The sequence below is a fragment of the Methylobacterium organophilum genome, from assembly GCF_022179465.1.
GTDB classification, from domain to species: domain Bacteria; phylum Pseudomonadota; class Alphaproteobacteria; order Rhizobiales; family Beijerinckiaceae; genus Methylobacterium; species Methylobacterium organophilum.
In genome coordinates, this window is sequence record NZ_BPQV01000009.1 from 222853 (window position 1) to 241394 (window position 18542).

Consider the following 18542-nt stretch of genomic DNA (forward strand, 5'->3'; position numbering starts at 1 on the left):
AGTTGGAAGAACCCCGCGCGATGCTATCGGGCCGCGAGGTCTTCTGAATACAGCCTGAGCTGCTCAGCCTGAAGTGCCAGTGTTTCCCGGGCGTTGTGCCGCTCACGCCCGGGCGGCGGTCACCGCGAGCTCGGGCTTGTGGTTCAGGGTCTGGAAGACGACGCAGTAGCGCTCGGTGAGATTGAGGAGCTGATCGAGCTTTTCCTGTGGAGCGTCGGTGTCGAGGGCGAAGCTGAGGCGGATCGCCCGGAAGCCGACCGGAGCGGTCTTGTCCACGCCGAGGGTGCCGCGGAAATCGAGATCGCCCTCGGCGCTGACCGTGCCGGCCCGCAGGGGAATCTCAAGGGCGGTGGCGACCGCCTTCACGGTCACGCCGGCGCAGGCGACCAGGGCCTCGAGCAGCATGTCGCCCGAGCACAGCTCGGCGCCGGAGCCGCCGGTGGCCGGATGGAGCCCCGCTACGGCGAGCGCACGGCCCGTCTCGACCTTGCAGGCGATGCTGGTATCGTCGAGCGAGCCCTTGGCCTTGAGGGTGATGACCGCGGCTTCGGGGTCGTCCCGGTAACGGCTCTTGATAGGGGCCTGCAGGGCGCGCAGGGCTTCGGCGTCCATGGGTGTTTCCTCTAATTCTTCGACGGAACCGGCTTAGGCGCTCACGCCGGCAGCCACAACCTGCTCTAGAACGAGCCGCCCCCAGCCAGGGCGGGTGTCCGCGGGCGCGGGCCGGAAGGCGGCTTAAGGGATCGATCGAGGGCCGCGAGCACGGCCCGCGTCGCATCCTCGCTCCGCCGGGAAGCCGGATCGCGCGGGCGGGGCAGGTCGAGGATCACCGTCTCGTCGAGGCGACCGGGCTTGGGCCGCATCACCACCGCCCGGTCGGCAAGCGCTACCGCCTCGTTCACGTCGTGCGTGACGATCAGGACGGTCGGGCGCACCTCGTCCCAGAGGGCAAGCAGGTGTCCGTGCAGATCCTTGCGGGTGAAGGCATCAAGGGCCGAGAAGGGCTCGTCGAGGAGCAGCACCCGGGGATTGGCCACGAAGGCGCGGGCGATCGAAACCCGCTGCTGCTGCCCGCCGGACAATTCCCGCGGCCAGCGTCCGGCATGTTCCGCGAGGCCGACCCTCTCCAGGGCATGCGCGACCCGCTCCTGCCGTTCCGCCTTCGGCAGATCGGCGAGGCCGAAACCGACATTCTCGGCCACCGACAGCCAGGGAAGCAGCCGCGGCTCCTGGAAGACGAGCCCGACGCCGGGATGCGGCTTCTCGATCGCCTCCCCGTCGAGGGTAACGCGGCCGGCCGTGCCCCTGTCGAGACCGGCGATCAGACGCAGCAGCGTGGTCTTGCCGCAGCCCGAGCCGCCGATCAGCGCGACGATCTCCGCCTGGGACACGTCGAGCACGACGTCGTCGAGCGCCCACGTGCCGTCGGCATAGGTCTTCGAGAGGTTCTGGATGGAAAGCATCGGATCCCGGGCTTGCGGGGAAACGCCCCTGTCACACGAACGGCATAGCGGCTTCGGAGGGTCGGGTGCTACAGTTGGCTCCGGCTTCTCACGGGGACCGCTGCCGTGATCCCGATCCTCCGCTCCCTCGCGCTTCTCGGCGCCCTCCTCGCCGGACCGGCGCTCGGCGCCGACCTGCACGGCGCGCCCCCCGCCACCGGGCGCTTCCTCGCGACCTGCGAGGATCTCGGCCAGCTCTGCTTCGCCGATGCCTGTGGCCGCAACCAGATCGACGCCGCCCTGACCTGCCGCGCAGCCTGCCCCAGCTCCGTCACCCTGCGCGTCGAGCCGGCGCGCTGCCCTTTGCCGGAGGGCAAGGTGACGGTGGTGCTGCGGCGAAAGGGATGAGCCGCGGCCTCAGGTCTCAAAGCGTCTCCCGCGTGGTGTCCTGCCAGCGCACGAGCGGGCTCGTCAGCGCGACGAGCAGAGCGTCGGCGAGCTTGCCGACTACGGCGAAGGCGATGATCGCCGCCAGGATCTGCTCCGGCTTGCTGAATTGTTGCCCGTCCACGAGCAGGTAGCCCAGGCCCTCGGAGGCGCCCATCAGCTCCGCCGCGACCACGAACAGGAAGCCGAGGCCGAGCCCGGTGCGCAGCGCCACCAGCGTCGCCGGCAACACGGCGGGGAGCAGGATCCGCCGGGCGAGCGCCAGCTTCGACAGGCGGAAGATCCGGCCGACCTCCACGAGCTTGCGGTCAACGGAGGCGATGGCGCCGGCCACGCCGACATAGACCGGGAAGAACACCCCCACCGCGATCAGCGCGACCTTCGGCGTCTCCAGGATGCCGAACCACAGGATGAAGAGGGGGACCCAGGCGAGGGAGGGCACGGCCCGGAGCGCCTGGAGCGTCGGGTCGAGGAGCCAGCGCAGCGGCGCCAGCGTCGCCGTCAGCGTGCCGACGAGGATCCCCGCCCCGGCCCCGAAGGCGAAGCCGAAGGCGACGCGCAGGAGCGTCGCCTCGACATGTATCTGCAAATCCCCCGAAACGGCCAATCCCCACAGGGTCGCTCCGATCCGGCTCGGCGGCGGCATCAGCCGGCCCTGGGCGAGCCCGGCATCGACCGCGACTTCCCAGCCCGCCGCCAGCAGCAGCGGAAGGAGGAGGCCGAGGAGGAGCCGCCCCCCGCCAAGCGCCAACGGCCCCCGCAGCCGGGCGGCCGGGGCCAGGGGGCCGGAGGACACCGCGGAACCGCTCATGCGGCGAGAATCCGGAGAGAAGGCTGCATGGGACGGGGAACGCAGGGGCTAAGGGCAGGTCGGAGGGTCGAAGGAGGACCGTATCGCCGGGCCCCGGGAACGCGCCTCAGCGCGCGGCCGGGGGATTGAACTGCGGGTCGATCAGCCCGTCCACCGCGGCCCCGACATCGGTCCCCGCCGGAATGACACCGGCCTGCTGCAGGGCGAGCCCCGCGGCCTTGATGCTCTCGGCCTGCACCGGGCCAACGGTCGGATGGCTCAGCTCGGTGCGCTCCAGCTGGCGGGCGATCACCGGCTCGGGCAGCTTGGTGGCGGCAACGAGCGCGCTCCTCAGCGCCTCGGGATGCGCGAGAGCATAGGCCCGCGCCTGCTCATAGGCCGAGATCACGGTCTTCACGAGCTCGGGCTGCTCCTTGAGGAAGGACTCGCGCACGTCGAGCACGCCCCAGGTGTTTGCGGCGGCGTTGCGGTGGAACAGCACGTCGCCGTTCTCGATCTCGGCCGCGGCCATCATCGGGTCGAGGCCGGCCCAGGCATCGACGTCGCCGCGGTCGAGGGCCGTGCGCCCGTCCGCGTGCTGGAGCAGGACGAGCTTGGCGTCCTTCTCGGTGAGCCCCGCCCCCTGCAGGGCGCGGATCAGGAAGATGTGCGGGTCGGTGCCCCGGGTGACGGCGATGCGCTTGCCCTTGAGGTCGGCCACCTTGGCGATGCCGGCATCCTTCCGGGTCACCAGGGCCGTCCATTCGGGCCGGGAATAGGCGTAGACCACCTTCACCGGATTGCCGTTGATGCGCGCGAGCAGGGCGGCCGCGCCGGCGGAGGAGCCGATATCGATGGCCCCGCCATTGAGGAACTCGAGCGCCTTGTTGGAGCCGAGCGACTGCGTCCAGCGTACCTTGATGCCCTTGGGCTTCAGGGCCTCCTCGAGAAACCCCTTCTCCTTCAGCACGAGGCTGACCGGATTGTAGGTCGCCCAGTCGAGGCGAATCTCGCTCACCTCGGCCGCCCGGGCGGGGACGGCGGCGAGCCCAGCGAGACCGGCGAGGAACGAGAGGAAGGCGCGGCGGACAAACGGCATCGAACGTCACTCCGTCGGGCGGAGGATTTGCCCGGCGCGCCATCGCTAGGACCGGTTTGTTCGTTTCGTCAAACGAAAATTCCCCCTGAGAGAACGATCTTCTCCAGGTCGCCGGTATGGGAGGAGCAACGATATCCTGAAGCGGGTTCAACGCATTCCCCGCACGGACACGCTGTTTGCCGCAGGTTTACATGCTAACGGGGTCGGCATGTTCGACGCCGCCGCCAGTCTCGAAAAAGTCCTGGAATCCCTCGATCGCGACGCCCGCGAGCCGACCCGCCTGCGCGCGGTTCTGGTGCCGGAGCTGCGCAAGGTCATCGAGGCGGGCCACCGGGATGCGGAAAGGCTCCTCCTGAAGGAACGCGACGGCGTCGCCTGCGCGCAGCGCCTGAGCGCGCTCACCGATGCGGTGGTTCGGGCGATCTACGACGCGGTGGTCTGGCGCCTCTACCCCAACGACAACCCCTCCACGGGCGAGCAGCTCGCCGTCGTCGCCACCGGCGGCTACGGTCGGGGCACCATGGCGCCGGGCTCGGACATCGATCTCCTGTTCCTGCTTCCCTACAAGCAGACGGCCTGGTCGGAGAGCGTCGTCGAGGCGATGCTCTACGTGCTGTGGGACCTCAAGCTGAAGGTCGGCCACGCCACCCGCTCCGTCGAGGAATGCCTGCGGGAAGGTCGGGCGGACATGACGATCCGCACGGCGCTCCTGGAGGCCCGGTTCCTGTTCGGCTCGCGCACGCTGTTTGAGGAAATGGTGACCCGTTTCGATTCCGAGCTCGTCATCGGTTCGGCCGCCGAGTTCGTCGATGCCAAGCTACGCGAGCGCGACGGGCGCGTGGCCAAGGCCGGCGCCTCCCGCTACCTCGTCGAGCCCAACGTCAAGGACGGCAAGGGCGGCCTGCGCGACCTCAACACGCTGTTCTGGATCGCGAAGTACACATATCGCGTGCGTGATCAGGTCGAGCTGGTCCATGCCGGGCTGTTCACCCCCGAGGAATACCGGCTGTTCGAGCGCTGCGAGGAGTTCCTGTGGCGGGTGCGCTGCCACCTGCACTTCGTCACCCGGCGCGCGGAGGAGCGGCTGTCCTTCGGGCTCCAGCCCAAGATCGCCGAGCGGCTCGGCTTCGGCGCCCGGGGCGGCCTCTCCGGCGTCGAGCGCTTCATGAAGGCCTATTTCCTGATTGCCAAGGACGTGGGCGACCTCACGGCCATCGTCTGCGCGGAGCTCGAAGCGCGCCACGCCAAGCGCACGCCGGTGCTCGACCGCTGGATCGGCAAGTTCCGTGACCGGTTCAGGGCCACCGCCATCGAGGCGGAGGATTTCTGGATCGACAACGGCCGGGTGAACGTGCGCACCGACGACACCTTCGAGCGCGACCCCATCAACCTGATCCGTCTGTTCTGGCTCGCCGACCGGCACAACCTCCCGGTCCATCCGGACGCCGCCCGCCTCGCCAACCGCTCCCTGCGGCTCATCACCCAGGCCGTGCGGTCGGATACGGAAGCCAACAAGCTGTTCCTCGACATCCTGACGTCGAAGAATGCACCGGAAACGACCCTGCGCCAGATGAACGAGGCCGGCCTGCTCGGCCGGTTCATCCCGGACTTCCGGCGCATCGTCGCGATGATGCAGTTCAACATGTACCACCACTACACGGTGGACGAGCACCTGCTACGCTCGATCGGCGTGCTCTCAGCGATCGATTCCGGCCGCGCAGCGGAGGATCAGCCCCTCGCCTCCCGGTTGATCGACACGATCCACAACCGGCGCGCGCTCTACGTGGCGGTGCTGTTGCACGACATCGCCAAGGGCCGGCCCGAGGACCACTCGATCGCCGGGGCCGCCATCGCCCGCAAGCTCGGGCCGCGCTTCGGCCTGACCCAGGCCGAGACGAACACGGTAGCTTGGCTAGTCGAACATCACCTGCTGATGTCGATGACCGCCCAGAGCCGCGATCTCTCGGATCCGAAGACGATCGAAAAATTCGCCGCGGTGGTGCAGAGCCTGGAGCGGCTGAAGCTGCTCGCCATCCTCACCGTCGCCGACATCAAGGCGGTCGGCCCGGGTGTCTGGACGGCGTGGAAGGGTACGCTGCTGCGCACCCTCTACGACGAGACCGAGGTGCTGCTCTCCGGCGGCCATTCGGAGATCGCCCGCACCGACCGGGTGCGCCTCATCCAGATGGCCCTGCGCGAGCGGTTGCCCGACTGGTCCTCGGAGGAGTTCGACGCCTATGCCGCCCGCCACAACCAAGCCTATTGGCTGAAGGTGGACGGCACGCGCCACTTCAAGAACGCCACCTTCATCCGCCAGGTCGTCGCGGAAGGGCGCACCAGCGCCACCGCCTACGAGACCGATCCCATCCGCGGCGTCACCGAATTGACGGTCTACTCGCCGGATCACCCGCGCCTGCTCGCGATCATCACCGGGGCCTGCTCGACCACGGGGGGCAACATCGTCGACGCGCAGATCTTCACCACGAGCGATGGCTTCGCCCTCGATTCGATCTTCATCTCTCGCGCCTTCGAGCGGGACGAGGACGAGATGCGCCGCGCCCAGCGGATCGCCGTGGCGATCGAGCGGGCACTGAAGGGCGAAATCAAGATCGCGGAGCTCGTTGCCGACAAGCACCAGGGCAAGGAGCGCCAGAAGACCTTCCTGGTGCCGCCGGACATCACCATCGACAACGCCCTGTCGAGCCGCGAGACCGTCGTCGAGATCACCGGCCTCGACCGGCCCGGGCTGCTCTACGAGCTCACCACCGCCATCAACCGCCTGCAGCTCAACATCACCTCGGCCCATATCGCCACCTTCGGCGAGCGGGCGGTGGACGTGTTCTACGTGACCGACCTCACCGGCACGCGGGTGGTGCAGCCGGACCGGATCGCCGCGATCCGCGCCGCGGTGATGGAGGTGTTCGCGGTCGACGTCGCGGCCCTCCGGGCGGAGGGGCTCGACGCGCTCGTCGAGTCGCCGCCGCCGCGGGAGGCGTGAGACGGGGAAGCCCCGGCAGCGAAACTTGATTTCGTTCCGGCCGCGCCTGATATCAGCGCCGTCCGGACGCCTCTCGCGGGCGCTCCGCCAGGAATCCGGCGCAACAAGCAATCCGACTCAAGACGAACGGCGATGATGGCAGATCCCATGCAGCACGACGACCGGCGCGAGGGAGCGGAAGAGGTGGCGCCCGAGGCGGCGCAGGCCGCTCCCGAGGCCACCGCGAAACCCGATGCGGACGCGCTCGCGGCCGCGCTCTCCGAGCGCGACGAGATGAAGGACCGGCTGCTCCGGACGCTCGCGGAGATGGAGAATCTCCGCCGACGCACCGAGCGCGAGGTGGCCGACGCCCGCACCTATGCCGTGACCAACTTCGCCCGCGACGTTCTCAACGTCGCCGACAACATCCGCCGCGCCCTCGAGAGCGTGCCGGCAGAGGACCGCAATGGCGCAGAGGGCGCGCTGAAGGGCCTGATCGAAGGCATCGACCTGACCGAGCGCGACCTCTCCAAGACGCTGGAGCGGCATGGTGTGAAGGTCGTCGAGCCGAAGGGTCAGCGCTTCGACCCGAACCGCCACCAGGCGATGTTCGAGGTGCCAGACGCCACGGTTCCGAACGGCACCGTCGTGCAGGTCGTCCAGACCGGCTACGTCATCGGCGAGCGCACCCTGCGCCCGGCCCTGGTCGGCGTGTCGAAGGGCGGTCCGAAGCCCGAGACCAAGAACGACGGCAAGCCGGCCGACGCGGCCTGAGGAAGCGGGGTTCGATCGCGCGATCGCCTCGGCCGAACCTCTTCTTTTCGTCTTCCGAGGTGCAGCGAAGGGCGTCCTCGGCATCCTCCCGCCTCCCTGCCGCGACCGGCGGGGAACCGGGGTCTTACCGGAGGCAGCGCCGTCCCGTCGAGGGCGCGGGGATCGTCCTTCCGATCCCGGGGCCTGCCGCCGCGTCGCTCGGGGGCGGCAGGCCGCCCTATTCCGCCGCCTGCCGCGTCGTCTCGCGGAAGGGGTGGGCCGGATAGGTGCCGATGATCTTCAATTCCCGGGAAAAGTAGCGCAGCTCCTCCAGGGCCCGGGCGAGCGCCGGCTCGTCCGGATGGCCGTCGACCTCGGCATAGAACTGGGTCGCGGTGAACTGGCCCTCGACCATGTAGCTCTCGAGCTTGGTCATGTTGACGCCGTTGGTCGCGAAGCCGCCGAGCGCCTTGTAGAGGGCCGCCGGCAGGTTGCGCACATGAAAGACGAAGCTCGTCACCATGGGTTCGCCGCCCGCTTCCGCCTGTCCGGGTTCCGGCGAGAACACCACGAAGCGCGTGGTGTTGTGCGCCTCGTCCTCGACGTCCCGCTCCAGGATCTCCAGGCCGTAGACCTCCGCAGCCATGGCCGGAGCGAGGGCGGCGCGGGTCGGGTCGCCGATCTCGGCCACCTCGCGGGCGGCCCCCGCCGTGTCGCCCGCCACGACCGCCTTGACGCCGAGGCGGCGGATGATGCGGCGGCACTGGCCAAGCGCGTGGACGTGGCTGTGCACGGTCTTGATGTCGGCGAGCTTCGTGCCCGGCAACACCATCAGCTGGAAATGGATCGGTAGGAAGTGCTCGGCGACGATGTGCAGCGTCGCCGTCGGGATCAGGTGATGGATGTCGGCCACCCGCCCGGCGATCGAGTTCTCGATCGGGATCATGGCCAGCGCCGCCCGCCCCTCGTTCACGGCGGCGAAGCAATCCTCGAAGGTGGCGCAGGGCAGCGGCGTCCAGTCGGGATAGGCCTTGGCGCAGATGATGTGCGAGTTGGCGCCGGGCTCGCCCTGATAGGCGATGGTTCGGTTCGAAGCGGTCATCGTGGGCATCAGTTCAGGCGGCGGCCGGTGAGGACGGCACGGGCGCGCTCCAGGTCTGCGGGGGTGTCGACGCCGAGCGGCAAGTCGTCGACGATCATGGCGTCGATGCGCATGCCGGCCTCCAGCGCGCGCAGCTGCTCCAATTTCTCACGCCGTTCCAGTTCGCCCTCCGGCAAGGCGACGAAGCGGGTCAGTGCCTTCCGGCGATAGGCGTAGAGGCCGATATGGTGGAAGAGCGGCCCATCCCCCCAGGGGGCACGTGACCGGCTGAAATAGAGGGCGCGCAGACGGGCCGGCGCCACGCCGTGACCGATGAGCTTGACCACGTTCGGGTCTTCCGCCTCCTCGGCCCGGGTGATCTCCGCGCAGAGCGTCGCAATGTCGACGGCGGGATCGGCCAGGGGCAGGATGGACGCGCCGATGATCGCAGGATCGATGGTCGGTAGGTCGCCCTGCACGTTGACGACGACGTCGTGCTCGCCATTGGGATCCACGGTGGCGAGAGCCTCGGCGAGACGATCCGAGCCCGAGGGATGGTCGGCCTTCGTCATCACGGCGAGGCCGCCGGCCGCCTCCACCGCCCGCGCAATCTCCGCCGTGTCCGTGGCGACGACCACGGGGCCGATCCCGGCCTCCGTGGCCCGGCGCCAGACATGCACGATCATCGGCTCGCCGGCGATCTCGGCGAGCGGCTTGTTCGGCAGCCGGGTGGCGGCCAGGCGCGCGGGGATGAGGACGAGGGGGTCGGACATCGGCTCGGCAGCAGGGGCGCAGAACGGGCGCGGCAAGGACAGCGGATGGCCGGCTGCTTACCAGGGCGGTTCTGCCTTGTCATGGCGGAGCCACGGCTGCGCTCTTGCACGAGACGGGACGAAAGGGGTCCCGCGCGGAGTCGCCGCGCCCATGACCTGCATTTTCCTGCTACATGTAGCCACGCTTGGCATACCAGCCCATTGTCAAGATCGGGCCGGAGCGGCTAATCACCCTCGAACCCTTCCAGGGTCCGGCCTCTTTCGCCGGGCGCACTTCCTCCAGACCGTGATCCCGCTGCCGGAGCTTGTCGAGGATGGATTCTTTTGAGCTGAACAAGGTCGCGGGCGCCGTCCTCGGGACCCTGCTCTTTGCTATTGGATCGGGATTCGTCGCGGAGCTGATCTATCATCCCAAACCCGCCGGAAGCGCTGGCTACGCCCTGCCCGAGCCGGAGCCTGCCAAGGGCGGCGGCGAGGCCGCGGCGCCGAAGGCGGAGCCGATCGCGGTGCGCCTCGCCAGCGCCGATGCCGAGAAGGGCAAGGGCGGCACCAAGGCCTGCCAAGCCTGCCACAGCTTCGAGAAGGGGGGCCCCAACAAAGTCGGCCCCGACCTGTGGGACGTGGTGGAGCGCCAGAAGGCCCACCACGAGGGCTTCGACTATTCCGCCGGCCTCAAGGAGAAAGGCGGCAACTGGAGCTACGAGGATCTCGACCACTTCATCGAAAACCCGAAGGCCTATGTGAAGGGCACCAAGATGGCCTTTGCCGGCATCTCCTCGCCCACCGAGCGCGCCAACGTCATCGCCTATCTGCGCACGCTCTCCGACAGCCCGAAGCCCCTCCCCGCCGCCGAGAAGGCCGCAGAGAAGAAGGACGAGGCCAAGCCCGCGGAAGTCAAGCCTGCTGAAGCCAAGCCCGGCGCCCCGCCGGAGCCGCTGGCCACCGAGGCTCCCGCCAAAGCCAATCCCAACGCCGAGCAGAAGGCCAAGGCTGGCGAAGTCACCAAGGACAAGCCCACGCAGCAGTGAGGGGCTGCCAAGCACAGAATCGACAGGCCGGGCCGAGCGCCCGGCCTTTTTTCGTTTCCGGAGGACGCGGACGCCCCTGCGCGGAGGTGACGGCTTGGCGGGTGCGCCCGCGCCGTCCTAGAACGGCGCCCCAGCATCGAGAGATCGGGAGACAGCGCCACCGTGACAGGACAGCCCGCCATCGGCCGCCGTAGCTTCCTTGCCGGAGCGCTCGCCGCCGCAGCCCTGACGGCCCCCGCCCGCGCCGCGGAGAAGGGGGGAGCGGGCGCAGCGCTTGGCGGCCTCTCGGCGCAGGAAGCACCGGGCAGCTGGCGACACGCCCTGACCCTGCTCGGCGCCCCGAAATACGGCTCCGACTTCACCCATTTCGACTACGCCAACCCGGACGCGCCAGTGGGCGGTCTCGTGCGCCTCGGGGCGCAGGGTGGGTTCGACAACCTCAACTACATCGTCAACGGCCTGAAGGGCGACCTAGAGGGCGGCATCCTCCAGATCTACGACACACTGATGGAGAATGCTGGCGACGAGCCGTTCTCGTCCTACGGCCTCCTAGCCGAGAGCGTGCGGGTGGCCGATGACGGCGGTTCGGTCACGTATCGTCTGCGCGAGGGCGCCCGCTGGCACGACGGCAAGCCGGTGACCGCCGAGGACGTGGCCTGGTCCTTCGACACCCTGAAGGCCAACAGCCCCTTCCACGCCTCCTACTACCACAACGTCACCGCCGCCGAGCCGAACGGCGCCCGCGAGATCACCTTCCGCTTCTCGGAGAAGGGCAACCGGGAACTGCCGCAGATCGTTGGCGAGATGCAGGTGATGCCCAAGCACTGGTGGACCGGCACCACCAAGGACGGCAAGGCCCGCAACCCGGCCGAGACGACCCTGGAAATCCCCCTCGGCTCGGGCCCTTATAAGCTCGTCAGGATCGATCCCGGCCGCTCGGCCACCTACGAGCGCGTCACCGATTACTGGGGCAAGGACCTGCCGGTGAATCGGGGGCGCAATAATTTCGGCACCCTGCGCTTCGAGTATTTCCGCGACGGCAGCGTGCTCCTGGAGGCGTTGAAGGGCGACCTCTACGATTTCCGTTCGGAGAACATCGCCCGCAACTGGGCGACCGCCTATGACGACTTCCCCGCGGTGAAGGAGGGACGGCTCGTCAAGGAGGAGTTCCCGAGCCGCGGCACTGGCATCATGCAGGCCTTCGCCTTCAACCTGCGCCGAGACATGTTCAAGGACGAGCGGGTGAGGCGCGCTTTCAATCTCGCCCTGAACTTCGAGGAAATGAACCGGCAGCTCTTCTACGGGCTCTACAAGCGGATCGACTCCTACTATTTCGGCTCGGATCTCGCCTCCTCCGGCCTGCCTCAGGGCAAGGAGCTGGAGATCCTGCAAGGCCTCAAGGACAAGGTGCCGGCGAGCGTCTTTACCGAGCCCTACACCAACCCCGTGAACGCGAGCCCCGAGCAGGTGCGCGCCAATCTGCGCGAGGCGGTGAAGCTCCTGCGCGAGGCCGGCTACGAACTGAAGAGCAGCCAGATGGTGCATGCCGCCAGCGGCAAGCCGCTCACGGTCGAGTTCCTGGAATTTCAGAACGTGTTCGAGCGGGTGATCCTGCCCTACCAAGCCCAGCTCAAGCTCATCGGCATCGGCTCCTCGATCCGAGTGATCGACCAGGCGCAGTACCAGAATCGGATGCGCAGCTTCGACTTCGACATCACCACAACGAACTGGCCGGAATCGCTCTCGCCCGGCAACGAGCAGCGGGAATACTGGGGCTCGAAGGCCGCAGACCAGCCGGGCTCGCGCAACATCCTTGGCATCAAGGATGCGGCCATCGACGCCCTGATCGAGCAGGTGATCTTCGCCAAGGACCGCGAGACCCAGCTCGCCGCGACCCACGCCCTGGACCGGGTGCTGCTCGCCCACCACTTCGTGGTGCCGCAATGGGCCTCCGGCGTGACTCGGACGATCCGATGGAACCGCTTCGCCCGTCCCGAGATCTTGCCGAGATACGGCAGTTCGGGATTTCCCACGACGTGGTGGTACGACGACAAGCTCGCAGCCAAGACCGGGGCACCGCGTTGAGCGGCCGGACGACGCGCCGGACCCTGCTGGCCGGCGCAGCTTCCCTCTCCACGCTCCCCCTCCTGCCGAGGGGGACGAGGGCTGAGGCTGCCCGGACCGTGCATGGCCTGTCGAGCTTCGGCGAGCTGAACTACGCGCCCGACTTCAAGGCCTTCGACTACGTGAACCCGGAGGCGCCCCGGGGCGGGAACTTCGCGGCCCAGCTCACGCAGACCTTCGGCAATCAGGCCTTCGACACCTTCGATACGCTTAACCCCTATGTCTTCCGCGGCAACGGGGCAGCGGGCATCAACCTGACCTTCGACAGCCTGATGATGCGGGCGCTGGACGAGCCGGACGCGGTCTACGGCCTCGTCGCCCGAGCCGTAGAGGTGAGCGCGGACGGGCTCGCCTACCGCTTTCTCCTGCGGCCGCAGGCCTGCTTCCACGACGGCACCAAGCTGACGGCGAAGGACGTCGCCTTCTCCCTCGCGATTCTGAAGGAGAAAGGCCACCCGACCATCTCCCAGGTGATCCGCGACATGGCGGAAGCGAAGGCGGAGGACGACACCACCCTACTCGTGCGCTTCGAGGCCGGCCGCAGCCGCGACCTGCCCCTGATCGTGGCACAGCTGCCGATCTTCTCGGCGGCGAGCTTCGAGGGCCGCGATTTCGAGGCGCCGACCCTCAAGGCGCTGCTCAGCTCCGGCCCCTACCGGGTCGGGCGCATGGATATCGGCCGCTTCATCGAGTTGGAGCGGGTGCCCGATTACTGGGCCGCCGACCTGCCGGTGATGATCGGCCAGAACAATTTCGACCGAGTGCGCTACGAGTATTTTCGCGACCGGCAGGTGGCCTTCGAGGCCTTCAAGGGGGGCGCCTTCAGCTATCGCCAGGAATTCACCGCTCGGATCTGGGCCACGGGCTACGATTTCCCCGCCGTGCGCGAGGGACGGGTGAAGCGCGAGACGGTGGAGGACGAATCCCCCGCCAACATCCAGGGCTGGTTCTTCAACACGCGGCGGCCAGTCTTCAAGGATCCGCGGGTGCGCGAGGCGATCGGCCTGTGCTTCGACTTCGCCTGGACGAACCGCACGGCGATGTTCGGCGCCTATGCGCGCACGAGCTCCTTCTTCGAGAAAACCGACATGATGGCCAAGGGGCCGCCCTCGGATCTCGAACGCGCCCTGCTCGAACCCCTCCGCGGCCAGGTGCCCGACGAGGTCTTCGGCGAGCCCTGGACGCCTCTGGTCTCGGACGGCTCGGGGCAGGACCGGAGGCTCCTCGCTCAGGCCAACTCCCTCCTTAAGGAAGCCGGCTGCGTGCGCGAGGGCAGCCTTCTCAAGCTGCCGGGCGGTAAGCCGCTGGAATTCGAGTTCCTCGACACCGATCCGGTCTGGGAGCCGATCGTCCAGCCCTTCATCCGCAACCTGTCGCTGCTCGGCATCAAGGCCGTGCAGCGCACAGTGGACGCCTCGCAGTATCAGGCGCGGGTGCGCGACTTCGATTTCGACGTGACCTCCCGGGCGAGTTCCGGCGACGCCACGCCCGGGCCGGAGCTGCGCGAGGCCTACGGCTCCCGCTCGGCGACGATCCCCGGCTCGAACAACCTGATCGGCGTCGCCGACCCGGCAGTGGACGCGCTCCTCGACAAGATCGCCGGCGCGACATCGCGGGCGGACCTCACCATCGCCTGCCGGGCGCTCGACCGGGTCCTGCGGGCCGGTCGCTACTGGATCCCGATGTGGTACTCAGCCAACTACAGGCTGGCGGTCTGGGACGTGTTCGGCCGCCCGGCCAAGGCGCCAAAATACGCGCTGGGCGTGCCGAGCCTGTGGTGGTTCGACGCCGACAAGGCCCGGCGGATCGGGCGGGAGTGAAGGCGGACCCATGCTCGGCTATATCCTGCGCCGCCTCGCCCTGATGGTGCCGACTATCTTCGGCATCATGCTGGTCACCTTCGCGATCATCCAGTTCGCCCCCGGCGGCCCGGTGGAGCGGGTGCTGGCCCAGCTCCAGGGCCAGCAGGAGGGCTCGCTCTCGCGCATCACCGGCGGCCAGGGCGATCTCGGCGGCGGCGCGGCCCGGAGCAGCGGCGGCTCCGAGAATTCCCGCTACCGCGGCGCGCAGGGCCTCGATCCGGCCTTCATCAAGAAGCTCGAGACGCAGTTCGGCTTCGACAAGCCGGCTCCCGAGCGCTTCGCCAAGATGCTCTGGGACTACCTGCGCTTCGATTTCGGCAAGAGCTATTTCCGCGACGTCTCGGTGCTGCAGCTGATCCGCGAGAAGCTGCCCGTGTCGGTCTCGCTCGGCCTATGGATGACGCTGATCTCCTACGCGATCTCGATCCCCCTTGGCATCCGCAAGGCGGTGAAGGACGGCTCGCGCTTCGACATCTGGACCTCCAGCGTGGTCATCATCGGCTACGCGATCCCGAGCTTCCTGTTCGGCATCCTGCTGATCATCCTGTTCGCCGGCGGTTCCTTCGTGCAGATCTTCCCGATCCGCGGCCTCACCTCGGAGAACTTCGCCACCCTGAGCCTGTGGGGGAAGCTGGTGGACTACGCCTGGCACCTGACGCTGCCGCTGGCCGCCCTGGTGCTTGGAGCCTTCGCGACCTCGACCCTGCTCACCAAGAACTCGTTCCTCGACGAGATCCGCAAGCAATACGTGCTCACCGCCCGGATGAAGGGACTCTCCGAAAGCCGGGTGCTCTACGGGCACGTCTTCCGCAATGCGATGCTGATCGTGATCGCGGGCTTCCCCGGCGCCTTCATCACGGCCTTCTTCACCGGCTCCCTGCTGATCGAGACGATCTTCTCCCTAGACGGGCTCGGGCTGCTGTCCTTCTCCTCGATCGTCGGGCGAGACTATCCGGTGGTCTTCGCGACCCTCTACATCTTCTCCCTGCTCGGGCTCGCGGTGAACCTGCTCTCCGACCTGATCTATACTTGGATCGACCCGCGCATCGATTTCTCGGCCAGGGCGGCGTGAGCGGCGGGACGGGGCGGTGGACGCACGCTCCGGTGATGAACCGGTAGCGTCTGCCACCTCCCGTTTGCCGCGGCGCGGCGCGGCTGCTATCGGCGCGCGACCCGCTTTGCCGTAGCGCCGACCCGTGACCGCCCTTCCCCTGCTCATCCGGCCCGAGACACCCGACGACGCGCCCGCCATCGAGCGGCTGCATGCCCGCGCCTTCGGCCCCGGCCGCTTCGCCCGCACGGCCTATCGCCTGCGGGAGGGCGTGGGGCCGCTGCCGGAGCTCTGCTTCACGGCCCTGGTCGGCACCTATCTGGTCGGCTCCGTGCGGGTCGGCCCGGCGGAAGCGGCGGGGCGGCCACTCCTGGTACTCGGGCCGCTCACCGTCGACCCGGCTTTCGGCGACCGCGGCATCGGCTCGGCCCTGATGCACAGGAGCCTCGAGGCGGCCAAGGAGGCCGGCCACGGCCTCGTCGTACTGGTGGGCGACGCGCCCTATTATCGGCGCTTCGGCTTCAGCCCCGTGCCTCCGGGCCGACTCGTGCTGCCCGGCCCGGTCGACCCGGCCCGCTTCCTCTGGCTGGAACTCGCCGAGGGCGCCTGCGGCACGGCCTTCGGGAACGTGAGCGCCCCCCGAGCACGTTGACCCGCCCGCATTCAGGCGGAGGGACACCGATGCTTCATGGAGCGCCTCTCCTCGCCCCTTGGGCGAGGGGAACCGCGCGCAGCACGGTGGAGTGAGTTTTTTACCGTGCGCGCGGCGGGGAAGCACGGCGCAGCCCTCTCCGTCCGCTTCGCGGCCACCTCCCCCAAAGGGGGAGGAAAGGCGCTTGCGACCGCGGCGATCATCTGGGAGCCGTCTCGGCCCAACGCGCGTCCAGGACAAAACGAAAAAAGCCCGCGACGCTCTCGCGCGGCGGGCTTTTCGGTGTCTCGATGCCGAGAGGCTGGCGGCGCCTAGAAGTTCAGCGCGTTCTTGGCTTCGCGCAGCTGCGCGATATGGCCGTTGAGCTCCTCGCGCTTGGCGAGGTCCTCAGTGGCGTCGCGGGCCATTTCGGTCGCCTCGATCTCCTGATCGATCATGGCCGGGTTGACCTCCTCGATCGGGGCAGCGCGCTCGGCCAGGACCGTCACGGCAGCGGGGCCGATATCGGCGAAGCCGCCCTGCACGTAGATGCGCTTGCCGCTGCCAGCCCGCTCGGTGACGGTGATGACGCCGACCTTGAGCGAGGTCAGGACTGGGGCATGGCCCGGCAGGACGGTCATGTCGCCCTCGGTGCCGGGCAGTTGCACGGCCTCGACCTCGCCGGAATACAGCGTCCGCTCGGGGCCGACGAAATCGAACTGGAAGGTGGCCATCTTCAGAAGGTCCCGAGTGTTGAACTCAACGCCGGCCCCGGTCGGCCAGGAAGCCGGCCCCGAAGCCGACGATGGCGCCGATCACGGCGTAGATCCCGACATGCTGGAGCTGGCCGGTGGTCAGCTCGCCGCCTCGAGCGCCCGCCGTCGAGTCCCTGTCCTGGACCTCGACGCTGAGCGGCCCGAGCTTGATCTCCGTCGCCTGGGGGCGGGTCAGGAAGCCGACGAGGCCCCCAACCACGAGCCCGACCAGGAAAAGGACGACCTTGGCGTTCACGTGCCGGCGCCCTTAGGCGGCGAGCAGCTTCTTGGCTTTCTCCTGAGCCTCCTCAATGGAGCCGACCATGTAGAAGGCGGCCTCGGGGAGGTCGTCGTACTTGCCCTCGACCAGGCCCTTGAAGCCCTTGATCGTGTCCTCGAGCGCGACGAGCTTGCCCGGCGAACCGGTGAAGACCTCGGCCACGTGGAATGGCTGCGAGAGGAAGCGCTCGATCTTGCGGGCGCGGGCCACGGTCAGCTTGTCCTCTTCCGACAGCTCGTCCATGCCCAGGATCGCGATGATGTCCTGGAGGGACTTGTAGCGCTGCAGGGTCTGCTGGACGCGGCGGGCCACATCGTAATGCTCCTCGCCGAGAATCGCCGGCGAGAGCATGCGCGAGGTGGAGTCGAGCGGGTCCACAGCCGGGTAGATGCCCTTCTCGGCGATCGAGCGCGAGAGCACGGTCGTGGCGTCGAGGTGGGCGAAGGAGGTGGCCGGGGCCGGGTCGGTCAGGTCGTCCGCCGGCACGTAGATCGCCTGCACCGAGGTGATCGAGCCCTTGGTGGTGGTGGTGATGCGCTCCTGCAGAGCGCCCATGTCGGTGGCCAGCGTCGGCTGGTAGCCCACCGCCGAGGGGATGCGGCCGAGAAGAGCCGACACCTCGGAGCCCGCCTGCGTGAAGCGGAAGATGTTGTCGACGAAGAAGAGCACGTCCTGGCCCTCGTCGCGGAACTGCTCGGCGATGGTGAGGCCGGTCAGAGCCACGCGGGAGCGGGCGCCGGGCGACTCGTTCATCTGGCCGTAGACCAGCGCGCACTTGGAGCCCTCGACCGAACCGCCATGCTCCTTCGGGTCGGTGTTCACCTTGGACTCGATCATCTCGTGGTAGAGATCGTTGCCCTCGCGGGTGCGCTCGCCGACGCCGGCGAAGACCGAGTAACCGGAGTGAGCCTTGGCGATGTTGTTGATCAGCTCCATGATCAGCACGGTCTTGCCGACGCCGGCGCCGCCGAACAGACCGATCTTGCCGCCCTTAGCATAGGGGGCGAGCAGGTCCACCACCTTGATGCCGGTGACCAGGATCTGCGCCTCGGTCGACTGCTCGTCGTAGGGAGGGGCCGGCTGGTGGATCGCGCGGAAAGTGTCGGCCTGAATCGGGCCGAGTTCGTCGATCGGCTCACCGATGACGTTCATGATGCGGCCCAGCGTGTTGTGACCGACCGGCACCTTAATCGGCGCGCCGGTATCCTCGACCTCTTGGCCGCGGACGAGACCCTCGGAGGTGTCCATGGCGATGCAGCGCACAGTGTTTTCACCGAGCTGCTGAGCCACTTCGAGGACGAGGCGGCCGCCTTGGTTGGTGGTCTCCAGAGCGTTCAGGATCTCCGGCAGGTGCCCCTCGAACTGCACGTCGATGACGGGGCCGATGACCTGCGTGATCTTGCCCTTGGCGTTGGTGGGGGAAGCGGTGTTCGCCATTGCGATGATTCC

Annotated in this window: 17 protein-coding genes; 8 read left to right on the forward strand and 9 right to left on the reverse strand. The window is 68.4% G+C overall.

What is annotated here, in order from left to right:
- Nucleotides 1-102 precede the first annotated feature (102 nt).
- Nucleotides 103-612: an OsmC family protein gene (locus tag MFF21_RS16175; RefSeq protein ID WP_238312314.1), complete on the reverse strand. Its 510-nt coding sequence runs from the start codon at nt 610-612 to the stop codon at nt 103-105.
- Between the two features lie 65 nt (nt 613-677).
- The gene (locus MFF21_RS16180; protein WP_238312315.1) at nt 678-1463 is read right to left on the reverse strand and encodes an ABC transporter ATP-binding protein; all 786 of its coding nucleotides are present in this window, start codon (nt 1461-1463) and stop codon (nt 678-680) included.
- A gap of 105 nt (nt 1464-1568) precedes the next feature.
- On the opposite strand from MFF21_RS16180, the gene MFF21_RS16185 reads away from it, so the two are divergent.
- Entirely contained in the window at nt 1569-1850 is a 282-nt protein-coding gene (locus tag MFF21_RS16185) for a hypothetical protein (RefSeq protein ID WP_238312316.1), read from the forward strand.
- Nucleotides 1851-1866: 16 nt separating this feature from the next.
- On the opposite strand, the gene MFF21_RS16190 is transcribed toward MFF21_RS16185, so the two are convergent.
- The gene (locus MFF21_RS16190) at nt 1867-2700 is read right to left on the reverse strand and encodes an ABC transporter permease (RefSeq protein ID WP_238312317.1); all 834 of its coding nucleotides are present in this window, start codon (nt 2698-2700) and stop codon (nt 1867-1869) included.
- A gap of 106 nt (nt 2701-2806) precedes the next feature.
- Complete coding sequence (locus MFF21_RS16195; protein WP_238312318.1) at nt 2807-3778, reverse strand: aliphatic sulfonate ABC transporter substrate-binding protein; 972 nt, start codon at nt 3776-3778, stop codon at nt 2807-2809.
- 208 nt (nt 3779-3986) lie between these two features.
- Between MFF21_RS16195 and MFF21_RS16200 the strand changes: the two genes are divergently transcribed.
- Both MFF21_RS16200 and grpE read left to right on the forward strand, forming a co-directional pair.
- A complete protein-coding gene (locus MFF21_RS16200; RefSeq protein WP_238312319.1) occupies nt 3987-6776 on the forward strand; it encodes a [protein-PII] uridylyltransferase in 2790 nt (929 codons plus the stop codon).
- Between the two features lie 132 nt (nt 6777-6908).
- Nucleotides 6909-7529 carry a nucleotide exchange factor GrpE gene (gene grpE / locus MFF21_RS16205; RefSeq protein WP_238312320.1) on the forward strand — a complete coding sequence of 207 codons (621 nt, stop codon included), beginning with the start codon at nt 6909-6911 and terminating at the stop codon, nt 7527-7529.
- A gap of 217 nt (nt 7530-7746) precedes the next feature.
- Here the strand turns inward: grpE and MFF21_RS16210 are convergent, their stop codons facing one another.
- Nucleotides 7747-8610 (reverse strand): prephenate dehydratase, encoded by an 864-nt coding sequence (locus MFF21_RS16210; RefSeq protein WP_238312321.1) that lies wholly within the window; start codon nt 8608-8610, stop codon nt 7747-7749.
- 8 nt (nt 8611-8618) lie between these two features.
- Nucleotides 8619-9362: a 3-deoxy-manno-octulosonate cytidylyltransferase gene (locus MFF21_RS16215; protein ID WP_238312322.1), complete on the reverse strand. Its 744-nt coding sequence runs from the start codon at nt 9360-9362 to the stop codon at nt 8619-8621.
- A gap of 314 nt (nt 9363-9676) precedes the next feature.
- Between MFF21_RS16215 and MFF21_RS16220 the strand changes: the two genes are divergently transcribed.
- From MFF21_RS16220 to MFF21_RS16240, 5 genes are all read left to right on the forward strand, one after another.
- Entirely contained in the window at nt 9677-10390 is a 714-nt protein-coding gene (locus MFF21_RS16220; RefSeq protein ID WP_238312323.1) for a c-type cytochrome, read from the forward strand.
- A 162-nt stretch (nt 10391-10552) separates the two neighbouring features.
- Nucleotides 10553-12475: an extracellular solute-binding protein gene (locus tag MFF21_RS16225; RefSeq protein WP_373325034.1), complete on the forward strand. Its 1923-nt coding sequence runs from the start codon at nt 10553-10555 to the stop codon at nt 12473-12475.
- Nucleotides 12472-14334: an extracellular solute-binding protein gene (locus MFF21_RS16230; RefSeq protein ID WP_238312324.1), complete on the forward strand. Its 1863-nt coding sequence runs from the start codon at nt 12472-12474 to the stop codon at nt 14332-14334. Before MFF21_RS16225 ends, MFF21_RS16230 begins: the two co-directional genes overlap by 4 nt.
- 10 nt (nt 14335-14344) lie before the next feature.
- Nucleotides 14345-15448 carry a microcin C ABC transporter permease YejB gene (locus tag MFF21_RS16235; RefSeq protein ID WP_238312325.1) on the forward strand — a complete coding sequence of 368 codons (1104 nt, stop codon included), beginning with the start codon at nt 14345-14347 and terminating at the stop codon, nt 15446-15448.
- A gap of 124 nt (nt 15449-15572) precedes the next feature.
- Nucleotides 15573-16079 carry a GNAT family N-acetyltransferase gene (locus MFF21_RS16240; RefSeq protein ID WP_238312326.1) on the forward strand — a complete coding sequence of 169 codons (507 nt, stop codon included), beginning with the start codon at nt 15573-15575 and terminating at the stop codon, nt 16077-16079.
- A gap of 311 nt (nt 16080-16390) precedes the next feature.
- Here MFF21_RS16240 and MFF21_RS16245 read toward each other — a convergent pair whose 3' ends face one another.
- From MFF21_RS16245 to atpD, 3 genes are read right to left on the reverse strand one after another with little or no spacing between them, the layout of a single operon-like run.
- Nucleotides 16391-16792: a F0F1 ATP synthase subunit epsilon gene (locus MFF21_RS16245; protein ID WP_238312327.1), complete on the reverse strand. Its 402-nt coding sequence runs from the start codon at nt 16790-16792 to the stop codon at nt 16391-16393.
- A gap of 25 nt (nt 16793-16817) precedes the next feature.
- Nucleotides 16818-17069, reverse strand: coding sequence for a hypothetical protein (locus MFF21_RS16250; protein ID WP_238312328.1), 252 nt, complete (start codon nt 17067-17069; stop codon nt 16818-16820).
- Nucleotides 17070-17081: 12 nt separating this feature from the next.
- Nucleotides 17082-18530 (reverse strand): F0F1 ATP synthase subunit beta, encoded by a 1449-nt coding sequence (atpD, locus tag MFF21_RS16255; protein WP_238312329.1) that lies wholly within the window; start codon nt 18528-18530, stop codon nt 17082-17084.
- Nucleotides 18531-18542: the final 12 nt, after the last annotated feature.